At 65.6% G+C, this 21,775-nt stretch carries 21 protein-coding genes; 12 read left to right on the top strand and 9 right to left on the bottom strand.

The window, feature by feature from the left end:
• Positions 1–16 precede the first annotated feature (16 nt).
• Positions 17–1,822, top strand: a complete 1,806-nt coding sequence (locus QE385_RS02895) for a glycoside hydrolase family 15 protein (protein WP_307098890.1) — start codon at positions 17–19, stop codon at positions 1,820–1,822.
• A gap of 46 nt (positions 1,823–1,868) precedes the next feature.
• The gene (locus QE385_RS02890; protein ID WP_307098888.1) at positions 1,869–3,917 is read left to right on the top strand and encodes an ATP-binding protein; all 2,049 of its coding nucleotides are present in this window, start codon (positions 1,869–1,871) and stop codon (positions 3,915–3,917) included.
• A 3-nt stretch (positions 3,918–3,920) separates the two neighbouring features.
• On the opposite strand, the gene QE385_RS02885 is transcribed toward QE385_RS02890, so the two are convergent.
• The 3 genes from QE385_RS02885 to QE385_RS02875 form a co-directional block, all read right to left on the bottom strand.
• Positions 3,921–4,193 (bottom strand): DUF1488 family protein, encoded by a 273-nt coding sequence (locus QE385_RS02885; RefSeq protein WP_307098886.1) that lies wholly within the window; start codon positions 4,191–4,193, stop codon positions 3,921–3,923.
• 69 nt (positions 4,194–4,262) lie between these two features.
• A complete protein-coding gene (locus QE385_RS02880) occupies positions 4,263–4,691 on the bottom strand; it encodes a DUF2147 domain-containing protein (RefSeq protein ID WP_307098884.1) in 429 nt (142 codons plus the stop codon).
• 115 nt (positions 4,692–4,806) lie between these two features.
• Positions 4,807–6,141, bottom strand: coding sequence for an MFS transporter (locus QE385_RS02875; protein ID WP_307098883.1), 1,335 nt, complete (start codon positions 6,139–6,141; stop codon positions 4,807–4,809).
• Between the two features lie 172 nt (positions 6,142–6,313).
• Here QE385_RS02875 and cyoA point away from each other — a divergent pair, with 172 nt between their 5' ends.
• From cyoA to QE385_RS02840, 7 genes are read left to right on the top strand one after another with little or no spacing between them, the layout of a single operon-like run.
• Positions 6,314–7,525 (top strand): ubiquinol oxidase subunit II, encoded by a 1,212-nt coding sequence (gene cyoA / locus QE385_RS02870; protein WP_307098881.1) that lies wholly within the window; start codon positions 6,314–6,316, stop codon positions 7,523–7,525.
• 11 nt (positions 7,526–7,536) lie between these two features.
• Entirely contained in the window at positions 7,537–9,531 is a 1,995-nt protein-coding gene (gene cyoB / locus QE385_RS02865) for a cytochrome o ubiquinol oxidase subunit I (RefSeq protein ID WP_307098879.1), read from the top strand.
• Positions 9,532–9,534: 3 nt separating this feature from the next.
• Entirely contained in the window at positions 9,535–10,173 is a 639-nt protein-coding gene (gene cyoC, locus QE385_RS02860; RefSeq protein ID WP_007403230.1) for a cytochrome o ubiquinol oxidase subunit III, read from the top strand.
• On the top strand, positions 10,170–10,577 hold the full coding sequence (cyoD, locus tag QE385_RS02855) for a cytochrome o ubiquinol oxidase subunit IV (RefSeq protein WP_373424621.1): 408 nt from the start codon (positions 10,170–10,172) through the stop codon (positions 10,575–10,577). The genes cyoC and cyoD overlap by 4 nt, the downstream gene beginning before the upstream one ends.
• Entirely contained in the window at positions 10,577–11,299 is a 723-nt protein-coding gene (locus tag QE385_RS02850; RefSeq protein ID WP_307098877.1) for an SURF1 family protein, read from the top strand. Before cyoD ends, QE385_RS02850 begins: the two co-directional genes overlap by 1 nt.
• The gene (locus QE385_RS02845) at positions 11,296–12,609 is read left to right on the top strand and encodes an ATP-binding protein (RefSeq protein ID WP_373424620.1); all 1,314 of its coding nucleotides are present in this window, start codon (positions 11,296–11,298) and stop codon (positions 12,607–12,609) included. Before QE385_RS02850 ends, QE385_RS02845 begins: the two co-directional genes overlap by 4 nt.
• A complete protein-coding gene (locus tag QE385_RS02840) occupies positions 12,609–13,142 on the top strand; it encodes a response regulator transcription factor (RefSeq protein WP_307098875.1) in 534 nt (177 codons plus the stop codon). The genes QE385_RS02845 and QE385_RS02840 overlap by 1 nt, the downstream gene beginning before the upstream one ends.
• A 42-nt stretch (positions 13,143–13,184) precedes the next feature.
• Here QE385_RS02840 and QE385_RS02835 read toward each other — a convergent pair whose 3' ends face one another.
• The 5 genes from QE385_RS02835 to QE385_RS02815 form a co-directional block, all read right to left on the bottom strand.
• The gene (locus QE385_RS02835) at positions 13,185–15,014 is read right to left on the bottom strand and encodes a DUF885 family protein (protein WP_307098873.1); all 1,830 of its coding nucleotides are present in this window, start codon (positions 15,012–15,014) and stop codon (positions 13,185–13,187) included.
• 159 nt (positions 15,015–15,173) lie between these two features.
• Positions 15,174–15,614 (bottom strand): hypothetical protein, encoded by a 441-nt coding sequence (locus QE385_RS02830; RefSeq protein WP_307098871.1) that lies wholly within the window; start codon positions 15,612–15,614, stop codon positions 15,174–15,176.
• Positions 15,615–15,669: 55 nt separating this feature from the next.
• Positions 15,670–15,921, bottom strand: a complete 252-nt coding sequence (locus QE385_RS02825; protein ID WP_307098869.1) for a phosphatase — start codon at positions 15,919–15,921, stop codon at positions 15,670–15,672.
• On the bottom strand, positions 15,918–16,271 hold the full coding sequence (locus QE385_RS02820) for a phage holin family protein (RefSeq protein WP_307098867.1): 354 nt from the start codon (positions 16,269–16,271) through the stop codon (positions 15,918–15,920). Before QE385_RS02820 ends, QE385_RS02825 begins: the two co-directional genes overlap by 4 nt.
• Positions 16,268–16,792, bottom strand: coding sequence for a hypothetical protein (locus QE385_RS02815; protein ID WP_307098865.1), 525 nt, complete (start codon positions 16,790–16,792; stop codon positions 16,268–16,270). The genes QE385_RS02820 and QE385_RS02815 overlap by 4 nt, the downstream gene beginning before the upstream one ends.
• Before the next feature lie 158 nt (positions 16,793–16,950).
• On the opposite strand from QE385_RS02815, the gene eno reads away from it, so the two are divergent.
• On the top strand, positions 16,951–18,231 hold the full coding sequence (eno, locus tag QE385_RS02810) for a phosphopyruvate hydratase (protein ID WP_307098863.1): 1,281 nt from the start codon (positions 16,951–16,953) through the stop codon (positions 18,229–18,231).
• A 23-nt stretch (positions 18,232–18,254) separates the two neighbouring features.
• Complete coding sequence (locus QE385_RS02805; RefSeq protein ID WP_307098861.1) at positions 18,255–18,575, top strand: septum formation initiator family protein; 321 nt, start codon at positions 18,255–18,257, stop codon at positions 18,573–18,575.
• A 31-nt stretch (positions 18,576–18,606) separates the two neighbouring features.
• Here QE385_RS02805 and QE385_RS02800 read toward each other — a convergent pair whose 3' ends face one another.
• Positions 18,607–19,431, bottom strand: coding sequence for an alpha/beta fold hydrolase (locus QE385_RS02800; protein WP_307098859.1), 825 nt, complete (start codon positions 19,429–19,431; stop codon positions 18,607–18,609).
• A 182-nt stretch (positions 19,432–19,613) separates the two neighbouring features.
• Here QE385_RS02800 and QE385_RS02795 point away from each other — a divergent pair, with 182 nt between their 5' ends.
• Positions 19,614–21,728, top strand: a complete 2,115-nt coding sequence (locus QE385_RS02795) for a prolyl oligopeptidase family protein (RefSeq protein WP_307098857.1) — start codon at positions 19,614–19,616, stop codon at positions 21,726–21,728.
• The last annotated feature ends 47 nt before the right edge of the window (positions 21,729–21,775 follow it).

Raw genomic sequence — 21,775 nt, 5'->3', positions numbered from 1 at the left:
CGGAGCCTGCGCCATCGTGACACTGCCCGATCAGCACCCCGACCCGCTTCGCGACCAGCACGGCTTTCTCCACCTCGAAGATTATGCCGCGCTCGGTGACGGGCGTAGCGTGGCGCTGAGCGGCGCGGACGGGGCGATCGACTGGTGGTGCGTGCCCAACATGGACTCCCCGCCGCTGTTCGACCGGCTGCTCGACGCCGAACGCGGCGGCACCTTCGCGATCACCCCGGTCGAACCGTTCACGGTCGAGCGCCGCTATCGCCCCGACAGCAATGTGCTGGAGACGATCTTCACCACCGCATCGGGCCGCGCCAAGCTGGTCGAGTCGATCAACAGCGGCACGGCGGGGCGATTGCCCTGGGCGGAGCTGGCGCGGCGGGTGGAGGGGCTGGACGGCCATGTCCGCTTCGGCATCACCCTGCGCTTCAGCCGACGCGCGGACACGGTCAGCCCCTATTTCGCGCCCGCCGGGGGGCATAATGTCTTCCACGTCGACCGGGTGCTCGGCATATTCCGGCATTGCGGCCATGTCGTGATCGATCATCTGGAGGATGGGCTGGTGACGGGCCATACCTCGGTCGCACCGGGCGATCGCGCCCGGATCGCGCTGATCGCCGGAGAGGACGAGCCGCTGGTCTGCCAGGATATTGAACAGATCGATGCGCGGATCGACTTGTCCGACGCCGAATGGCGGCAATGGACCGCCGGACTGAAAGTGCCGGAGGCCCAGCGCGACCGGGTGTTGCGCAGCGCGCTCGCCCTGAAGCTGCTGCTCTATTCGCCCACCGGCGCGATCACGGCGGCGGCGACGACCTCCTTGCCCGAGGGGATCGGCGGGCAGAAGAATTACGACTATCGCTACGCCTGGGTTCGCGACGCGGGCTATACGATCAAGGCGTTCCTGCGGATAGGCGCGCATGCCGAGGCAAAGGCGGCCTTTACCTGGCTGCTCAAGCGGCTGGGCGAGGGACAGCCCCAGGTCTGCTACACGCTCGACGGACGCCCCGTGCCCGCCGAGCGCGAGATCGCGGTGAGCGGCTATCGCCATTCCCGGCCGGTGCGTGTCGGCAATCTGGCGGGTGGCCAGCATCAGCATGGCATCTATGGCGACATATTCGAGACGGCGAGCCGCTTCGTCGCGTGCGGCAATTTCCTCGACACCTCAAGCGCGGAGACGCTGTCGCATCTGGCCGATGCCTGCGCGGATCGCTGGCGCCAGCCCGATGCAGGCATCTGGGAATTGCCGGAGGAACGGCATTACACCATGTCCAAGATCAGCTGCTGGCAGGCGCTCGCCCGCGCGGTGGAACTGGCCGACGAGGGGCAGATTCCGACCACCTGTCGCGACCGCTGGGCGCGGGAACGGGACCGGATCGAGGCGTGGATCGGCGAGCATTGCTGGTCGGAAGCGCGCGGCGCCTATCTGATGCACCCCGACAGCGACGCGCTCGACGCCAGCCTGGCGCTTGCCGTGCGTTTCCGGTTCGATGGGCAGGACCGGCTGGCCCGGACGCTGGACGCGCTCGACCGCGAACTGGGAGCGGGGGCATTCCATTATCGCTACTCGGGAGTCGATAAGGAGGAGGCGTGCTTCCTGGCCTGCACCTTCTGGATGATCGAGGCGCGCGCGATCCTGGGCCAGCAGGAGGCGGCCCAGGCCGCGTTCGACGCCGCGACACAGGCGCTCGATAGCCGGGGGGCGGGGCTCTATGCCGAGATGATCGATCCCAAGACGGGGCATTATCTGGGCAACATGCCGCAGGGGCTGACCCATTTGGCGGTCATTCAGGCGGCGGCCACGCTGGCGGGCGAGGAACTTTAGGCGAGCATGGTGGCGGACCTGCGGCCGACTTGCTAGCAGCGGGGCGATGACCGCCGCCCAGCCCGATCCCGACTTGGCCTTCCTCGACGGGGGCGGCGAGGCGACACGCCTGATCCTCGCGCGCGACTGGACCGACCATCCTCTGGGGCCGCCCCGGAATTGGCCGGAGACGTTGCGCGTCGCGCTCAGCCTGGTGCTCAACTCACCGGAATCGATGATCCTGGCCTGGGGGCCGGAACTGCATTTCTTCTTCAACGAAACCTATTTTCCGCTGCTCGGCCCCCGTCTGCCCTGGGCGATGGGCGCGCGTTTCGACGAGGTATGGGCCGATGCGCTGGAGCAGGCGCGGCCGATCATCGACGATGCGCTGGCGGGGCGGACCCAGCGTTTCGTCGATCTGCCCTGGAAGCTGGATACCGACCGGGGCGAGGCGCACACCTTCTGGTCCTTTTCCTATTCGCGCGTTCTCGACGGCCGGGGTGATGTCGCGGGGCTGTTCATCTTCACCAACGAGACGACGGCGCGCGTCCATGCCGACGCGGCGCTGCGCGACAGCCAGTTGCAATTGTCGCAGGCGCTGGAGGAACTGCGCGGGCTCAACGTCACGCTCGAACAGCGGATCATCGAACGGACCGCCGAGCGCGACCGCATGTGGGACGTATCGCCCGACCTGCTCGCCGTGCTCAATGCCGAGGGCGTGATCCAGCGGACCAACCCGGCCTGGGGCAAGCTGCTCGGCTATGGCGGACAGGCGCTGGTCGGGCGATCGGTGATGGAGTTGGTTCACCCCGACGATCTGGCCGGGGCGCAAGAGGCCCTCAGCAATTCGCTGACTCGCCAGGTCTCGCGGATCGAGGTTCGAATGCGCCACGCCCAGGGCGATTATGAGTGGATCGCTTGGGTCGGTGCCTCCAGCGCGCGCGAAGTCTTCGCGGTCGGCCGCCATATCACCCAGCAGAAAGCGGCGGAGGAGGCGCTGCGCCAGACCGAGGAACAGCTGCGTCAGGCGCAGAAGCTGGAGGCGATCGGCCAGCTGACCGGCAGCGTCGCGCACGACTTCAACAATCTGCTGACCGTCATTCGCGGATCGATCGACCTGATCCGCCGACCCGGATTCCCGCCCGAGCGCCGCCAGCGCCAGATCGAGGCGATCGCGGATGCGGCCGACCGCGCCGCCAAGCTGACCGCACAGTTGCTGGCCTTTGCCCGGCGGCAACCTCTGACGCCCGAGGTGGTCGATGTCGGGGCAAGCATCATGACGCTGTCCGAGATGATCGCCACGCTGTCGGGGCCGGGCATCCGGCTGGTCTTCGATCTGCCGGATCGGCCGTGCCATGCCCATGTCGACCGCAGCCAGTTCGACACCGCGATCGTCAATATGGCGGTCAATGCCCGCGACGCGATGGCGGGGCAAGGGACGCTGACCATCCGCGTCTGGTCGGAGGCGGAGCCGCAAGGAGCGGATCAGGTCCGGATCGCGATCATCGATACCGGCGAGGGCATTCCCGCCGACCGGCTCGATCAGATCTTCGAGCCCTTCTTCACCACCAAGCGGCTGGGGGCGGGCACCGGCCTGGGTCTCAGCCAGGTGTTCGGCTTTGCGCGCCAGTCCGGCGGCGATGTGCATGTCGCCAGCACACCGGGGCAGGGCGCGACCTTCACCCTGGTCCTGCCCCGGACCGACGGCCTGCCCGCCGCCGATCGGCAGCAGGGCGATCCGCGCGCAGCGAACGGGACCGAGCGCTGCGTGCTGGTGGTCGAGGACAATGTCGAGGTCGGGCAGTTCGCGGTCGAGGCGCTACAGACGCTGGGCTATCGCACGGTCATCGCGACCAATGCGGCGGCGGCTATGGAGGAACTGAAGGCCGGGGCGGAGCGGTTCGACTTGGTATTTTCCGACGTCATGATGCCGGGTCAGTCGGGCATCGACTTCGCGCATGATATCGCCCGGCTCCACCCAGAGCTGCGCATTCTGCTCACCAGCGGCTATAGCCGGGTCATTGCCGACGAGGGGAGCCATGGCTTCGCGTTGCTCCGCAAACCCTATACGCTTGCGGAGCTCGCCCAGCAGATCGATCGGCTGTTCGGGGTCTGACGCTCAGTCGAGATCATTCTCGCTGACCACGACCAGCGCCTGCTCCATGTCCCGGCCCAGCGCGGTCAGCGCGGCGTCGAGAATATCGTCGGAGTAGCGATCGAACATCTCGACGGCATCGCCATCGGGCACGTCGCCGCTCAGGGCTTCGAGCAGGTCATATTGGACGGCGAACTGATATTCCTCGCCCTCCAGCTCGGCCACGAATTCGACTTGCCGGTCCGCGACATTGTCCTCGACCGTTTCCTTGATGACCGTCAGCGTGTCGTCCGCCATGGCGTGCCTTTCCTGAATGTTCGCGACGGGGACGCGGCAGACGCCCCCGGGTTCCCTGATCGAGTGCGGTTATTTTACCCGGTGCCAGCGCTGCTCGCGACAGCCTAGCCGCCCGAGCAGGCATCCCTCGCCGACCAAAGTCCGCGCATCGAGTTGGGTGATCGTGCCCTCGACCTCGCGACCGATGTCCGGAACGAAGACCGTGCCCGCCCAGCGCCCCGGCTCTTCCTCCTCGAAATCGGTGAACAGCCGGGTGCCCACCAGACGGGGCGAGCCGCCGCGCGCGGCATCGGCCTTGGCCTGTTCGCTCGCCCAGACCACCGTGCCGCACATCAGCTCCGCGTCGGGGCCACGGCCGCAGGGGGCGAAGCGGACCTGCACGGTGTTGGACGGATTGGCCCAGGTGCCCGCAGGCACCCGCGCGTCCGCCGCTCCGGCCATGCCGATCCCTGCCATCGCCGCGGCGGCCATTGCTATCCAGCGCTTCCTGTTCGTCATCCTGTTTCCCGTCACGCATCCCCTGTCGAAAACCGATGTAGGGCGCGATCCGGCCAAAACAAAACGGCCGGTGGATCGCTCCACCGGCCGCCCGCATGAGATTGGTCGATCGGGATCAGGACGCGCGCTTGGCGAGTTCCTTGTTGATCCCCAGCGCGGCGAGCGTGGCGACCGCACCCGACAGCAGATAGGCGCCGACCGACAGCAGGCCGAAATGGCTCGACAGCAGCAGCGCGGCGAGCGGTGCGAAGCCCGCACCGATCAGCCAGGCAAGGTCCGAGGTGATCGCGGCGCCGGTGTAGCGGCGAAGCGACGAGAAGCCCGAGTTGATCGCACCCGACGACTGGCCGAAGCCCAGGCCGAGCAGCAGGAAGCCGAGCACGATGTAGATCGTCTCGCCCGTGCCACCATTGTCCAGCAGCTGCGGTGCGAAGCCGGCAAAGGCCGCGATGCCCGCCGCCGAAAAGCCCAGCAGCGTGCGACGGCCGACCCGGTCGGCGATCTTGCCCGAGGCGAGGATGGCGAACACGCCGACGATGCTGCCGATGATCTCGATCATCATGAAGTCCTGCGGGCGCTCCTTGTTGAACAGGACGACCCAGGATAGCGGGAACACGGTCACGATGTGGAACATGGCGAAGCTGGCGAGCGGCGCGAAGGCGCCCAGAAGGACGGTGCGGCCTTCGGTGCTCAGCGTCTCACCAACCAGCGCGGGCTGAAGTTCCCGGCTTTCGAACAGGCGCTGGAACTCGGGCGTGGCGACGATGCGCAGGCGTGCGAACAGCGCCACGACGTTGATCGCGAACGCCACGAAGAACGGATAGCGCCAGCCCCAGTCGAGGAAGTCCGCCCGACTGAGGGTGGTCAGGAAGAAGGCGAACAGGCCGTTGGCCACCAGCAGGCCGAGCGGTGCGCCCAGCTGCGGGATCATCGCATACCAGCCGCGACGACGCTCGGGCGCGTTGAGCGACAGGAGCGACGGCAGGCCGTCCCATGCCCCGCCCAGCGCCAGGCCCTGCATGACGCGGAAGATGCCGAGCAGCACGGCCGCCGACGTGCCGATCTGCGCATAGCCGGGCAGGAAGGCGATCGCCATGGTCGACCCGCCGAGCAGGAAGAGCGCGATGGTCAGCTTGACGCCGCGACCGAGATTGCGGTCGACCGCCATGAAGATGAAGGTGCCGATCGGGCGGGCGATGAACGCCAGCGCGAACAGCGCGAACGAATAGATCGTGCCGGTCAGCGCGTCGACGTACGGAAAGATCAGCGACGGGAAGACCAGCACCGAGGCGATGGCGTACACAAAGAAGTCGAAGAACTCCGACGTACGCCCGATGATGACGCCGATGGCGATGTCGCCCGGGGCGACATGGTGCGGATCGCGGGCATTGACCAGCCGCGCGTCCCGCTCAAGGGGCGTCGAGGTCGATGCGGTTAACTCTGCGCTCATCGGCTGCCAGTCCTGATTTCTTGCATTTTCATCTCGGCGGAACGGTGGCGGCGCAAAACGACCGCACAAAACCGCCATTCTGTTGCGCCTATGCGCCTTTCGTCGGGCCGGGGGGATTGGACAAACTGTCCAATGTGCGCAGGTGCAGCAAAGGCGTAGCGGCCCTTGCCATATGTCTCATTCGTCGAGCCTTGCGCGCCTGCGCCCTCTTCGCTGGGCCGCCTTGCCCCTCCTGGCCATGCTGGGGGGATGCGATGCGGTCGTGCTAAACCCTGCCGGTGACGTTGCCGTGCAGCAACGCGATCTGGTGCTGATCGCGACGGCCCTGATGCTGCTCATCATCATTCCGGTGATGGCGCTGACGGTGCTGTTCGCGTGGCGCTATCGCAAGAGCAACACGCAGGCCGAATATGATCCGGAGTTCGATCACTCCACTATGCTCGAACTGGTGATCTGGTCGGCACCGCTGCTGATCATCATCTGTCTGGGCGCGGTGACGTGGACGAGCACCCATCTGCTCGACCCGTATCGCCCGATCGAACGGACGGCTCCCGGCCAGCCGATCGCCTCCAGCGTCAAGCCGCTCGAGGTCCAGGTCGTCGCGCTCGACTGGAAATGGCTGTTCATCTATCCCGAGCAGGGCATCGCCACGATCAACGAACTGGCGCTGCCGGTCGATCGTCCCGTCGAGTTCCGCCTGACCGGCACCTCGGTGATGAACGCCTTCTACGTCCCCGCCATGGCCGGCATGATCTACACCATGCCCGGCATGGAGACGCAGCTGCATGCGGTCATCAACCGCGAGGGCACGTTCAAGGGCCTTTCGTCGCACTATAGCGGTGCCGGTTTCTCGGGCATGCACTTCCCGGTCTATGCGCTCCAGGCGAACGGCTTCGACCAGTGGGTCGAGAAGGTCCGGACCTCGCAGGCCGGTCAGGGCAAGGGCCATGGCCAGCTGACCCGCGCCGCCTTCCTGACGGTCGAGAAGCCCAGCGAATATGTGCCCGCCATGTATTTCAACGGCGTGCAGGGCGGCCTGTTCGATCGCGTCGTCAATCGCTGCGTCGCCGACAACACGCCGTGCATGTCGGACGTGATGATGCACGACCGGATGACCGGTGGCGGCGATCCGCACAAGATGAAGGTCGGCGAGGGCAATCCGCCGGTCAACAATACCGGCCCCATGCACGGTGATCGGACCAAGGGCGCGCTCGAAAAGTCGCCGGAGGAAATCCAGACCTCGCCGCATCAGAGCAAGGAGCCTGTCCCGTCGAAGGGCGTGCAGGAGCCCGGTGAGATGAAGAACCGCCGCATGTCCTTCCTTTCCATCCCGCAGACCCCCGGCCCGCAGACCTTTGGTCATGCCGGTGCGGGTCGCGGCTGAGGCACGCCATCATGGAACACATCATAAAGACCATCTTCGGACGGCTATCGATCGAATCGCTGCCGATCCACGAGCCGATCGTCGTCGGTACCTTCCTGGGTGTCGCGGTCGGCGGCATCGCGGTGCTGGCGCTCATCACCAAGTTCAAGCTGTGGGGCTATCTCTGGAAGGAGTGGTTCACCACGGTCGATCACAAGCGCATCGGGATCATGTACATGATCCTGGGCATCGTGATGCTGCTGCGTGGCTTTGCCGACGCGCTGATGATGCGTGGCCAGCAGGCCATTGCGTTCGGCGACAATCAGGGCTTCCTGAACTCGCACCACTATGATCAGGTGTTCACCGCGCACGGCGTCATCATGATCTTCTTCGTGGCGATGCCGATCATCACCGGCCTGATGAACTATGTGGTGCCGCTCCAGATCGGTGCGCGCGACGTGTCCTTCCCGTATCTCAACAATCTGAGCTTCTGGATGACCGCAGGCGGCGTCGTGCTGGTCATGGCCTCGCTGTTCATCGGCGAGTTCGCGCGGACCGGCTGGCTGGCCTTCCCGCCGCTGTCGGAACTGGACTTCAGTCCCGATGTCGGCGTCGACTATTACATCTGGGCCCTCCAGGTGGCCGGTGTCGGTACGACCCTGTCGGGCATCAACCTGATCGCGACCATCATCAAGATGCGCGCGCCGGGCATGACCATGATGAAGCTGCCGGTGTTCTGCTGGACCTCGCTGTGCGCGAACGTCCTGATCGTCGCCAGCTTCCCCGTGCTGACCGCCACGCTCGTCCTGCTGTCGCTCGACCGTTATGTCGGCACCAACTTCTTCACGAACAATCTCGGCGGCAACCCGATGATGTACGTGAACCTGATCTGGATCTGGGGCCACCCGGAGGTTTACATCCTGATCCTGCCGCTGTTCGGCGTGTTCTCGGAAGTCACCTCGACCTTCTCGGGCAAGCGTCTGTTCGGCTATACCTCGATGGTCTACGCTACGATCGTCATCACGATCCTGTCGTACCTCGTCTGGCTGCACCACTTCTTCACCATGGGTTCGGGCGCGAGCGTCAACTCGTTCTTCGGCATCACCACCATGGTGATCTCGATCCCGACGGGTGCGAAGATCTTCAACTGGCTGTTCACCATGTACAAGGGGCGCATCCGGTTCGAGCTGCCGATGATGTGGACCATCGCGTTCATGCTGACCTTCACCATCGGTGGCATGACCGGCGTTCTGCTGGCCGTTCCGCCCGCCGACTTCGTGCTGCACAACTCGCTGTTCCTGATCGCGCACTTCCACAACGTGATCATCGGCGGCGTGCTGTTCGGCGCCTTCGCCGCGATCAACTACTGGTGGCCCAAGGCCTTCGGGTTCAAGCTCAACCAGTTCTGGGGCAAGGTGTCGTTCTGGCTGTGGGTCGTCGGCTTCTGGGTCGCCTTCACGCCGCTCTACATCCTGGGCTTCATGGGCGTGACGCGTCGCCTCCATCACTTCGACGATCCGTCGCTGCAGATCTATTTCGTCGTCGCGCTGCTCGGCGCGCTGATGATCGCAGGCGGCATCGGGGCCTTCCTGGTTCAGATCGGCGTGTCGATCTGGAAGAAGGAAGAACTGCGCGACGTGACGGGCGATCCGTGGGACGGCCGTACGCTGGAATGGGCGACCTCGTCGCCGCCGCCGGATTACAACTTCGCGTTCACGCCCGTCATCCACGAGCTGGATGCCTGGTACGACATGAAGGACAAGAAGGCGCAGGCTCCGGCTGAAGGCTATCGTCCGATCCACATGCCCAAGAACACGGGCACCGGCGTCATCATCGCCGGTCTGTCGACCGCCGCGGGCTTTGGCATGATCTGGTACATGTGGTGGCTCGCCGCCTTGGGCCTGATCGGTGTCGTCGTCGTCGCCATCTGGCACACGTTCAACTATGACCGCGATTACTACATCCCCGTCGATGAAGTCGTGGCAACGGAAAACGAGCGGCGGCGCCTGCTCGGTCAGGGGGCCTGATCCATGTCGACCGATGTTCTGAGCGCCGATCCGGCGAAGAACCCGACCTATTACTTGGTCGAGGACGAGGATCATCATCACGAATCCGGTGGCTCGACCGCCATCGGCTTCTGGATGTACCTGATGAGCGACTGCCTCATCTTCGCCATCCTGTTCGCCACCTATGGCGTGCTGGGCACCAGCTATGCGGGCGGGCCGACCCCGCGGGAGATTTTCGAGCTCCCGCTGGTCGCGCTCAACACCTCGATGCTGCTGCTGTCGTCGATCACCTATGGTTTCGCCATGATTGCGATGGAGAAGAACCAGAAGTCGAACACGCTGATCTGGCTGGGCATCACCGGCCTGTTCGGTCTCGCCTTCCTGTCGATCGAGCTCTACGAATTCGCCAACCTGATCCATGAGGGCGCGGGTCCGCAGCGTTCGGCCTTCCTGTCGTCCTTCTTCACGCTGGTCGGCACGCACGGTCTGCACGTCACCTTCGGTTCGATCTGGCTGGTCACGCTGATGGTGCAGGTCGGCCGCTTCGGCCTGATCGAGGCGAACAAGCGGCGCCTGATGTGCCTGTCGATGTTCTGGCACTTCCTGGACGTCGTCTGGATCGGCGTCTTCACCTTTGTCTATCTGCTGGGAGTTCTCCGTTGAGCGCTCATCCTCCGCATGGCCATGGCGATCACGCCAATCTGGACCATGACCTCCACGCGCATGGCGACACGCACGGTCACGGCTCGATGAAGGGCTATATGATCGGGTTCGTGCTGTCGGTCATCCTGACGGCCATCCCGTTCTGGGCGGTCATGACCGGCGCGCTGGGCGACACCCAGACGACCGCGCTCGTCATCATGGGGCTGGCCTTCGTCCAGATCGTCGTCCACATGATCTACTTCCTCCACATGAACACCAAGTCGGAGGGGGGCTGGACGATGATGGCCCTGGTCTTTACCGCCGTGCTGGTCGTCATCACGCTCAGCGGGTCGATCTGGGTCATGTATCACATGAACACCAACATGATGCCCGACATGGCCGCCCAGATGGGCGGTGGCATGTAATGACGGACGCCGGCACAAGCGGTGAGCGGCGGGGCCGCTCGCCGCTGGGGCTGGCGATCCTGTCCGCGATCGGGATCGCCCTGATCGCGGGCTTCGTCTCCCTCGGCGTCTGGCAGTTGCAGCGCCGGGTCTGGAAGCTGGACCTGATCGCCCGCGTTGAGGCACGGCTCCATGCCTCCCCGGTGGCGGCCCCGCCCGTCGCCGATGCCGACGATACCTATCGCCGCGTGACGGCACGCGGTGTCTTCCGCAACGATCGCGAAACCTTCGTTCAGGCGGTGACCGAGCGCGGTCCCGGCTATTGGGTGCTGACCCCGCTGGTCGGCCCGCAATTTACCGTGCTGGTCAATCGCGGCTTCGTTCCGGCGGAAAAACGCGCCGTTCACGACCGTCCTACCTACCCGGTTTCGGTGACCGGCCTGATCCGGATGACCGAGCCCAAGGGCGGCTTCCTTCGCTCCAACGATCCCGTGCAGGATCGCTGGTATTCGCGCGACGTCGCCGCCATTGCCGCCGCCAAGCGCCTTGGCCCCGTCGCCCCTTATTTCATCGATGCCGACGCCACGGCCAATCCGGGCGGCTATCCGGTCGGCGGACTGACCGTCGTCACCTTCCGCAACAGCCATCTGTCCTATGCGCTGACCTGGTTCGGTCTGGCGATCCTGACGGGCGTGGGGCTTGTGATCCTCTGGCGGGGCGGTCGGGACAGGAGTTCCGAGTGACGCCGGGCGCTCCGCCCTTCCTGCCGTTCACCGTCCGTCCGCGCGAGCCCGACGCGACGGCGGGCACGGCGAACATGCGCCAGCTGATCCATCTGCGCTGGATGGCGGTGGTGGGGCAGCTGGTGACGATCCTGGTCGTCAACCGCATCATGGGCGTGCAGCTGCCTGTTGCGGCGATGATGGGCGTGCTGGCCATGGCGGTGGGGATCAACCTGCTCAGCCATCTGCGCCTTCGCTTCCACCGGATCACCAACACCGAATTGCTGTTCGCGCTGATGTTCGATGTCGGCACGCTGACGCTTCAGCTGTTCCTGTCGGGCGGGGCGACCAATCCCTTCATCTCGCTTTATCTGATCCAGGTGGTGCTCGGGGCGGTCTTGCTGGAGACCTGGTCCGCCTGGGCGCTGGCCGGGATCACGGGGCTGTGCTTCGGCCTCTTGTCGCTGCATCACCGCCCGCTGGCCTTTCCGTCCTGGCTGTTCGGCGATATTGCCGGGCTCCACACGCTGGGCAACTGGCTCAGCTTCGCGATCGTCGCCGGGCTGCTGATCCTCTTCGTGACCCGGATCAGCCGCAATCTGCGGCGCAGCGCCGCACGGCTCGCCGATCTGCGCCAACAGGCGTCGGAGGAGGAGCATATCGTCCGCATGGGCCTGCTCGCCTCGGGGGCGGCGCATGAGCTGGGCACGCCGCTGGCCAGCCTCTCGGTCATCCTGAGCGACTGGCGCCGCGTCCCCAAGCTGCGCGACGACGCCGAGCTGATGGGCGAGATCGCCGAGATGCAGGCCGAGGTGCAGCGGTGCAAGGCGATCGTCACCAGCATCCTGCAATCGGCAGGCGAACCGCGCGGCGAGGCCGCGGAGCTGTCCGAGGTGGGCAGCTTCATCGACGCGATCGTCGGCGAATGGCGGCGCAGTCATGGCCAGATCCCGCTCGACTACCGCTCGATCGACGACGATGCGCCGATCGTGTCCGACCCGGCGATCAAGCAGGCGGTGTGGAACGTGCTGGACAATGCCGCAGAGGCTTCGCCGCATTGGGTAGCGTTGAGCGTCGTGCGCGAGGGCGAGGTGGTGGCGGTCCGAGTCTCCGATCGTGGCCCCGGCTTCACCGCCGCCACGCTGGCGCAGTTCGGACGACCGCAGCAATCGACCAAGGGCGAGGGGCACGGCGTCGGGCTGTTCCTCGCCTCCAGCGTGGTTCGCAAGCTGGGCGGCCGGGTCGAGGCGATCAACCGCGTCGAGGGTGGCGCGACGGTGACGCTGACCCTACCTCTCAGCATGATAGGCTTTTCGGATCGGGACATGTGATGGACGGCGAACGATCGCTGATAATCGTCGAGGATGACGAGACTTTCGCGCGCACGCTGCAACGTTCGTTCGAGCGGCGCGGCTATCAGGTGCGGGTGGCGGGAACGCCCGACATGCTCGTCGCGACGCTGGCGGAGATGACGCCGCGCTATGCCGTGGTCGACCTCAAGCTGGGCCAGGCCTCGGGTCTGGCATGCGTGCAGACCCTTCATGCGCATGATCCCGAAATGCTGATCGTCGTGCTGACCGGCTTTGCCAGCATCGCCACGGCGGTCGAGGCGATCAAGCTGGGGGCGTGCCACTATCTCGCCAAGCCGTCCAACACCGACGATATCGAGGCGGCCTTCCACAAGGCGAGCGGCGATGCGACGACCGCGATCACCGATCGGCCCAGCTCGATCAAGACGCTGGAATGGGAACGGATCAACGAGACGCTGGCCGATACCAACTTCAACATCTCGGAAACCGCGCGGCGGCTGGGGATGCACCGCCGGACGCTCGCGCGCAAACTCGAAAAGCGCCACGTCCCCTGACGCGGTGGCGGGGGAGCGACCGCGTGCCGCTCCCCCGGTCGATCAACCCCGGCGTTTTTCCGCCGCGATCCAGTCGTCGATTTTCTTCTCCAGCACCGGCATCGGCAGAGCGCCGGTGTCCAGCACCACCGCGTGGAAGCGCCGCGGATCGAACTTCGCGCCGAGTTCGGCCTTGGCCTTGGCCTTGGCGCGGCTGATCGTGATCTGTCCGATCTTGTAGGCGAGCGCCTGGCCCGGAATGGCGATATAGCGTTCGACCTCGGCGGTGGCATCGGTCCGCGCCATCGGCGAATTGGCCAGCATATAGGCGATGGCCTGGTCGCGGCTCCACCCCTTGGCATGGATGCCGGTATCGACCACCAGCCGCATCGCGCGCAGCATCTCGTCGCTCAGGCCGCCCATCCGCTGATAGGGATCGGTCTCCATTCCCAGTTCGGGCCACAGCGTCTCGGCATAGAGCGCCCAGCCTTCCGCATAGGCGGTGTTGCCGCCGAAGCGCATGAAGGCGGGAAGGGCCGCATTTTCCTGTGCCAGGCTGATCTGGAAATGATGCCCCGGCACCGCTTCATGGAGATAGAGCGTCTCCATCTCCCACATATAGCGCGAGGGCAGGTCATAGGTGTTGTAATAGAAGACACCCGGCCGCGTCCCGTCGGGCGTGCCGCCCTGATAGGAGCCGCCCGCATCGGTCTTTTCCTTGAAGGCGGGTACGGGGCGGATTTCCAGCGGCGTCTTGGGGATCAGCGAGAATTGCTCGCGGACGCGGGCGTCGATACGGCGGCCGATCGCCTCATAGCCCTCGCGCAGCTGTGCCGCCGACTGGGGCTGAAACCGCGTGTCGGTGCGCAGGAAGGTGAAGAAATCGGCCAGGCTGCCCTTGAAGCCGACCGCCTGCTTCTGCACCTCCATCGCCTTCAGGATACGCGCGACCTCGGACAGGCCGAGCTGGTGTACATCCTCGGCCTTGAGCGGCAGGGTGGTGTTCTGCTCGATCAGATAGGCATAGAGCCGGTCGCCGCCCGGCATTCCCGACAGGCCGATACTGTCGCGCGCGGCGGGCAGATAGGTATCGGCGAGAAAGGCCCGCATCCGCCGCTCGGCGGGGAGGATGACATCGCGGATCTGCGCAGCATAGGCGGCCTTGAGCCGCGCCTGATCCGCCGCCGGGACGCTTGCGGGAAACTGACGGACCGGACCGTAGAAGGTCGATTGCTCGACCGGGCCGGCGAGCAGATTGTCGAACTGCGCGATCATGTTGCGCACGACGAGCTTGGGCTGAACCACGCCGCTCGCCATGCCCTGCCGGAAGCGGCCGATGGCTTCGTCGAGCAGCCGCGCATATTCGACGTTGCGCTTCAGGTTGTTCTCATAGTCCGCCACCGTATTGAACGGCGCCGCGCCCTGGCCCGAGGCGAATTCGGGATAGAAGGTCTGGATGCCGTAGAAATGGTCCATCGGCCGCACGATGGTCAGCGCGACGATGGCGGGGTCATAGCCCTTGAGCGTGGTTTCGGTCTGCTGTCGAAAGACGTCATAGGCGATCTGGTTGGTCACGGTCAGCCGGGCGCGGTCGATCTGGCCGAGCCGCTTCAGATCGCTTTCCGCCGCCTGCCGTTCGGCCTGGATATAGGCGTCCGAATAGAAGTCGCCGATCCGGTCGGCGCGGCGCATGTCGCCCCGGAAAAGACCGCTGATCGGATTGCGCGCCAGGCTGGCTTCGTCGCTGTCATGGAAAAGCTGCTTGAGCCGGGCATCCTCCTTGCCCTCGCCGGGCTGGGCGGGCGACGGGGGCAGCGCCTGGGCGGCCGCGATGGCGAAGGGAACAGGCAGGGTGGCGGCAGCGAGCAAGGCGGCAAGGGGCAGAAGGCGCAAGCGGAAATCCCGTTCTGATCGAGGAGATCCTATCCCTATAAACCGCAATCCCCGGCGACAAGGTGGCGCGGTCGTCCGCTTCGCTTCCTCATGAAAAGCGCGCCGTAACCCATGTTATTGGTCCGGCGCGCCGTCACTAGGTTAAGGGGCGTGGCGGGGTCAGGCTGACTTGTTCGCCGCCGCCTTGGCCGCCGCCGATCCGGCATTGCTCGCCGCCTTCACGACATCGTCGAACAGCGACTTGGCGCGGTCCTTCGCCGCATCCTTCGTCAGCCCGGCTTCCTCCAGCTCGCGAAGGCCGGTCTCGCGCGCCGCCTGGGTGGCCTGGCGAATGGTTTCGCCCACCTTCTTGCCGACCGGCGCCAGGAGCTGCTTTTCACGCGGCGAACGCGGGATCAGCGCCCCAGCGAGCGCACCGACCGCAAGGCCGCCGACCAGGATGCCCAGCGGATTGCCCTCGATGGTGCGCGCGGTCTTCTGCGCGATCTCGCCAGCCTTGTCCTTGGCATCGTGATAGGCATGCGACGCGGTCTCACGACCATGGTCCAGCGTTTCGCGAAGCCGGCTATTCTGCTGATCGGTAGGGATTTCGGTGGTCATTGCGATCATCCTTCTGAACTACGGTGCCGACGGGCGCATCCGCCGGAAAACCAAATCAGCGCTTGCGCTTGAACAGGCGTGCGATCCGCCGACGATTGAGCAGCAGCCCGATGACGGCGACGCCGCCCGCCACCGCGCCGGGATTGTTCTTCGCGCCCTCCAGGCCGCATTTGGCGGCGGTCCGGCCCGCATCCCGCGCCTGCGCGGCCAGGGCCTGAGGCTCCAGTCGCGCCTGGATGCGCGAGGCGGTCTTGTTCAGCCGCTCGCGCGCCTCGGCGGCCCGCAATTCGGCTTCGGCGACGGTCATGCCGCACCTCCCGTCAAGCGGCCCTTGCCGATCATCGCCAACACGCCTGCAATGACGACGACCAGGCCGACGACGATCAGCGTCGCGCCAAAGGGGCCGACCAATGGTGTCAGCGACAGGATCAGCCCGACGAGCAGCGCGACCAGCGCCGCAAGCCCGAGGACCGCCGCCGCACCGAAGAAGATCGCCGCGCTGCGATAACGGCCGACCTTGTCGCTGGCTTTCGCCTTGGCCAGATCGATCTCCGCCGCGATGAACGAGCGACCGTCATCGACCAGCTGCGACACCAGCGAGGTCAGCGTCTCGGGCTCGGGCACCCGCGCCGATAGGGGAGCAGCCGCCCGGGTCACGCCGTGGCGTCACCCGGCTCGCGGGTTTCGATACCCGACTGTACCACGCGCGCCAGCACGAAGCCCAATGCCGCCGCAATGCCGATCGCGACCGCCGGGCTCTTCGCGACGAAGGCGCGGGCGTCGTCGAGCAGTTCCTCGACGTCCTTGTCCTTGATCGCGCCGGATAGCGAGGTCACGCTGTCGGCCGCCGAACGGGCATATTGCCCATATTGGCTGCCCAGCTTCTCATCGACCTGACCGGCCGCATCGTTGAGCAGCTGCGCGACCTGATCGAGTGCCGATCCCGCCTTGGCCTTGCCGTCGCCCGCCAGCGCGTAGACCTTGTCCACCGCCTGCCGCTGGACCTTGGTGGCACCTTCCTTGACCGACTGCTTGGCATCCGCCAGTCCCGCCTTGGGCTTGTCATGCGCCTCCGCCTCGCTCGCGAACGGAGCCACTTCGGGCGCCACGCCCGCATTGCCCGCAAAATTGGGACTGGTGCTCTGTGTCGTCGGCAATGTGCCGTCGGTGTCGACCATAGGAAAATCCTTTCTCCAAGGCCCGGATCACCGGGCGATTTGCGTTCTAACCCCGGTGACGGAAGCACGGTTCCATGCTTTTCCCGCAATTGCCCTTCGTCGTGTCACGCGATAGAGCGCCGCCGAGACCTTCAAGGCTGATGTAGGAGCATCGTTACGTGACCGCAATCATCGACATCCACGGGCGCCAGATCCTGGACAGCCGCGGCAATCCCACGGTCGAGGTGGACGTTCTGCTCGAAGACGGCAGCTTCGGCCGCGCCGCCGTACCCTCGGGCGCATCGACCGGCGCGCATGAGGCGGTCGAACGCCGTGACGGCGACAAGAGCCGCTGGATGGGCAAGGGCGTCGAGGCGGCGGTCGAGGCGGTCAATGACGAGATCACCGACGCGATCCTGGGCATGGACGCCGAGGACCAGGCCGATCTGGACCGCGCCATGATCGAGCTGGACGGCACCGAGAACAAGGGCCGCCTGGGCGCCAATGCGATCCTGGGCGTCAGCCTGGCGGTGGCCAAGGCGGCGGCCGAGGCGCGGGGCCTGCCGCTCTACAAATATGTCGGTGGCGTCTCGGCGCATCTGCTGCCGGTGCCGATGATGAACATCATCAATGGCGGCGAGCATGCCGACAATCCGATCGACTTCCAGGAATTCATGATCATGCCGGTCGGCGCGGCGAACATCGTGGAGGCGGTCCGCTGCGGCTCGGAAATCTTCCACACGCTGAAGAAGGCGCTGCACGAAAAGGGCCTGGCGACCGGCGTGGGCGATGAGGGCGGTTTCGCCCCCAACATCGCCTCGACCACCGAAGCGCTCGACTTCATCATGGCCTCGGTCGAAAAGGCCGGGTACAAGCCGGGCGACGACGTGATGATCGCGCTCGACTGCGCCGCGACCGAGTTCTTCAAGGACGGCAAGTACAATATCTCGGGCGAGGGCAAGATCCTGTCGAGCCATGAGATGGCCGAATATCTGGCCAAACTGACCCGCCAATACCCGATCCTGTCGATCGAGGACGGCATGGCCGAGGATGATTGGGAAGGCTGGAAGGCGCTGACCGACCTGATCGGCGACAAGGTGCAGCTGGTCGGCGACGATCTGTTCGTCACCAACCCGAAGCGTCTGAAGAAGGGCATCGAGGGCGGCTACGCCAACTCGCTGCTGGTGAAGGTCAACCAGATCGGCACGCTGACCGAGACGCTGGAGGCGGTGTCGCTGGCGCAGCGTTCGCGCTACACCGCCGTCATGTCGCACCGTTCGGGCGAGACCGAGGACGCGACCATCGCCGACCTGGCGGTCGCGACCAACTGCGGCCAGATCAAGACGGGCAGCCTCGCGCGTTCGGACCGGCTCGCCAAGTACAACCAGCTGATCCGCATCGAAGAAGAGCTGGGCGACTCGGCGCGCTATGCCGGTCGCGATATTCTGATCCGCGCTTGAAATCGAAGGGCGTCGATACAAATATGGCCGCTGTGACCAAGTCGACGCCTTTCATGCGGACCATGCGGCGGGCTGCCTTGCCCGCGCTCGGGTTGACGATCGTTGCGTTCTTCGGCGCCTATGCGGTGCTGGGACGCAACGGTCTGCTCGCTTATGGCGAGTATCAGCGGCAGTTGGTGAAGCGCGAACAGGATTACGCCGCGCTCGACAAGCGGCGGACCATCCTGAAGAACCGTGTCGCGCTGCTCGATCCCGACCATGCCAATCCGGACATGGTCGATGAGATGGTGCGCAAGGAACTGAACGTCGCGCATCCGGACGAGGTGATCGTCCCGCTGAAATAAGGGCGACCCCGCCAGGGGCCGCCCTTTTCCATTATCGACCCAGGAAGGTCAGCAGGTCGCCGGTCAGGCGATCGGCATGGGTGACGTTGAGCCCGTGCGGCGCGCCGTCATATTCGACCAGCTGCGATCCGGAGATACCCGCCGCCGCCGCGCGGCCCGCCGGATCGATCGGCACGGTCTGGTCGCCGGTGCCATGGACGACCAATGTCGGCACGCGGAAGGCGGGCAGGTCGGGTCGGAAATCGGTCTGGCTGAAGGCCTCGGCACAGGCCAGCGTGGGCTTCAGCCCCGCCTGCATCGCAACGCTGGTCGCCCAATCGAGCACCTCGTCGCTGACCGGGCTGGAGATATAGCCCACGCCGAAGAACTGCTTGAAGAAGGTGTGGCGCAGGAAATGCGCGCGGTCGTCGCGCAGGCCCTGGGCGATCTGGTCGAACACCGACTGGTCGGTGCCCTGCGGATTGTCGTCGGTCTTGGGCATATAGGGAACGACCGACGCGATCAGCCCGGCGGCGATCACGCCCTTGCCGTCGTGGCGGCTCATATAGCGGGCCACCTCGCCGCCACCCATCGAAAAGCCGATCAGCGCGGCATCCTGCGCGCCCGTCGCCTCCAGCACATCGGCCAGATCGTCCGACAGCGTGTCATAGTCGTAACCCGACCAGGGCTGGCCCGAACGACCAAAGCCGCGCCGATCATAGGCGATGGCGCGGAAACCGGCTTCGGCCAGCCCCATCATCTGCGTGTCCCACATGTCGGCTGACAGCGGCCAGCCATGGATGAGGACGACCGGACGGCCTTCGCCCCAGTCCTTGACATAGATGTCGGTCCCGTCACGCGTCTTCACATAAGGCATCGCCAACTCCTTGACGTTCTTGTGGTAAGCGGAAGGGGGAACGGGCCGCCCGAGCCACCGTTCCGTCGCCATGCCACCATCAGTGCCATGCGGACCGCGTGCGATTTTTCGGAACGTAACGCATTGCCAGCGGCGGGTGATGAAGTCACATTCGCCCCCATTCAGGATATGGAGCATGACGAATGCGGGGATGGCGGTGGATGCTGGCCGGATCGATGCTGGCGACACAGGTTGCGGGGGCCCCGGCGATGGCCCAGATGAGCACGATGACGGAGAATGACCCCTATATCTGGCTGGAGGAGAAGGACGGCGCCAAGGCGCTGTCCTGGGTCGAGGCCGAAAATGCCAAGACACTGCCCCGGTTGCAGAATGATCCGCGCTATCAGACCTTCTACCAGGAAGCGCTGGCCATCGCCTCGGCGAAGGATCGCATTCCGATGCCGGGCCAGATGTATGGCCGCATCGTCAACTTCTGGCGCGACACCGATCACCCCCAGGGGCTGTGGCGCTGGACGACCGAGGCCGATTACGCCACCGCCAATCCCCGCTGGACGACGCTGCTCGACCTGGATGCGCTGAGCAAGGCCGAGGGCAAGAAATGGGTGTGGAAGGGCGTCAGCTGCCTCAGCCCCGAGGAAAGACTCTGCCTGGTCGCGCTGTCGGAGGGCGGCGAGGATGCGATCGAATATCGCGAGTTCGACATGGCGACCGGCGGCTTCGTACCCGATGGTTTCCGCCTGTCGACCTCGAAGCAGGGCGTGGCATGGCTGGACAAGGACACGCTGCTGGTCAGCCGCGATTGGGGGCAGGGGACGCTGACCAAGTCGAGCTATCCCTTCGTCGTGAAGATGGTCCGGCGCGGACAGCCGCTGTCGCAGGCGACCGAGATCTTCCGGGGCGAGCCGTCGGACGAGCTGGGCACCTATGCGGGTGTGCTGACCGATGCCCAGGGCCACCGCGCGGTCGTGATCGAGCGGCGGCGAACCTTTTTCGGTGGCGACAAGCTGTTCTGGACGCCGCAGGGCGGGGCCAAGGCGATCGCCATGCCCGCGCGCGCCTTCCCCGCCGGAATGGTCGATGGCCGCGTGATCTTCCAGACCAGCGACGCATGGGGCTCGTTCCCGGCAGGTTCGGTCGTCTGGGCGCCGCTGTCCGAGCTGGAGGCGGGCAGGATCACCCCGCGCGCGCTGTTCACCCCGACCGAGCGTCAGGCGGTGGAGGGCGTGTCGACCACGAAGGACCGCGTGGTTATCACCTATATCGACAATGTCCGGGGCCGGGCGAGCGTCTTTGCGCCCACCGCCACCGGCTGGGCGTCATCGGCGGTGCAGGTGCCCGACAATATGACCGTCGACGTGGCCAGCACGAGCGACCGGTCGGACATCGTCTATCTGTCCACCTCGGGCTTCACGACCCCGACCGTCCTGTCGCGCTTCGACGCGGCGAAACCCTCCGCGCCGCAGGTGCTCAAGACGCTGCCCGCCCGGTTTGACGCGACCGGCGCGACGGTCCATCAATATGAGGCGGTGTCGACCGACGGCACCAAAATCCCCTATTTCGTCGTCCTGCCCAAGGGCGCGAAGCTGGACGGCACCACGCCGACGCTGATGACCGCCTATGGCGGGTTCGAGATTGCGCGGCTGCCCTATTATCTGGGGTCGACCGGCAAGATCTGGACCGAGCGCGGCGGGGCGTTCGTGCTCGCCAATATCCGGGGTGGTGGCGAGTTCGGGCCGAAATGGCATGACGCGGGCCGCAAGACCAAGCGGCAGATCATCTATGACGACTTCGCCTCGGTCGCCAAGGACCTGTTCGCGCGGCATATCACCAGCCCGCAGAAGCTGGGCATCTATGGCGGCTCGAACGGCGGCCTGCTGATGGGGGTCGAGTTGACCCAGCATCCCGAACTGTGGAAGGCGGTGACGATCCAGGTGCCGCTGCTCGACATGGTCCGCTATCAGAAGATCGCGGCGGGTGATTCGTGGAAGGACGAATATGGCTCGATCGACGTGCCCGAAGAGGCCACGTTCCTGCGCAAGATCTCGCCCTATGCCAATATCCGCAAGGGCGTCGCCTATCCCGAGCCCTATATCTGGACGACCACCAAGGACGATCGGGTCGGGCCGCAACATGCCCGCAAGTTCGCGGCGCGGCTGGGTGAATATGGCATCCCCTATCTCTTCTACGAGGATATGGCAGGTGGCCATTCGGGCGACGCCGACATCGCGCAGGGCGCCCGGCTCAATGCCCAGCAGATGGTCTATTTCGCCCAGAAACTGATGGGCCCGGCGAAGTGAACCAGGGGGCGCGAGCGCATGCCGTTCGCTCGCGCCCTTTTTCGATG

It is taken from the genome of Sphingomonas sp. SORGH_AS_0950, assembly GCF_030818415.1.
Taxonomy (GTDB): Bacteria; Pseudomonadota; Alphaproteobacteria; order Sphingomonadales; family Sphingomonadaceae; genus Sphingomonas.
Note: the sequence above shows the minus strand (reverse complement) of the source record. Positions and strands in the feature narration are given on the sequence as shown.

Bases quoted from the DNA above. Each gene is read 5' to 3' on its own strand.
- QE385_RS02815 (WP_307098865.1), bottom strand. From the start codon at position 16,792: ATGGTCGACACCGACGGCACATTGCCGACGACACAGAGCACCAGTCCC.
- cyoC (WP_007403230.1), top strand. From the start codon at position 9,535: ATGTCGACCGATGTTCTGAGCGCCGATCCGGCGAAGAACCCGACCTAT.
- QE385_RS02890 (WP_307098888.1), top strand. From the start codon at position 1,869: ATGACCGCCGCCCAGCCCGATCCCGACTTGGCCTTCCTCGACGGGGGC.
- cyoB (WP_307098879.1), top strand. From the start codon at position 7,537: ATGGAACACATCATAAAGACCATCTTCGGACGGCTATCGATCGAATCG.
- QE385_RS02875 (WP_307098883.1), bottom strand. From the start codon at position 6,141: ATGAGCGCAGAGTTAACCGCATCGACCTCGACGCCCCTTGAGCGGGAC.
- cyoA (WP_307098881.1), top strand. From the start codon at position 6,314: ATGTCTCATTCGTCGAGCCTTGCGCGCCTGCGCCCTCTTCGCTGGGCC.
- QE385_RS02840 (WP_307098875.1), top strand. From the start codon at position 12,609: ATGGACGGCGAACGATCGCTGATAATCGTCGAGGATGACGAGACTTTC.
- QE385_RS02885 (WP_307098886.1), bottom strand. From the start codon at position 4,193: ATGGCGGACGACACGCTGACGGTCATCAAGGAAACGGTCGAGGACAAT.
- QE385_RS02880 (WP_307098884.1), bottom strand. From the start codon at position 4,691: ATGACGAACAGGAAGCGCTGGATAGCAATGGCCGCCGCGGCGATGGCA.
- QE385_RS02805 (WP_307098861.1), top strand. From the start codon at position 18,255: ATGGCCGCTGTGACCAAGTCGACGCCTTTCATGCGGACCATGCGGCGG.
- QE385_RS02825 (WP_307098869.1), bottom strand. From the start codon at position 15,921: ATGACCGTCGCCGAAGCCGAATTGCGGGCCGCCGAGGCGCGCGAGCGG.
- QE385_RS02830 (WP_307098871.1), bottom strand. From the start codon at position 15,614: ATGACCACCGAAATCCCTACCGATCAGCAGAATAGCCGGCTTCGCGAA.
- QE385_RS02850 (WP_307098877.1), top strand. From the start codon at position 10,577: ATGACGGACGCCGGCACAAGCGGTGAGCGGCGGGGCCGCTCGCCGCTG.
- QE385_RS02800 (WP_307098859.1), bottom strand. From the start codon at position 19,431: ATGCCTTATGTGAAGACGCGTGACGGGACCGACATCTATGTCAAGGAC.
- QE385_RS02795 (WP_307098857.1), top strand. From the start codon at position 19,614: ATGCGGGGATGGCGGTGGATGCTGGCCGGATCGATGCTGGCGACACAG.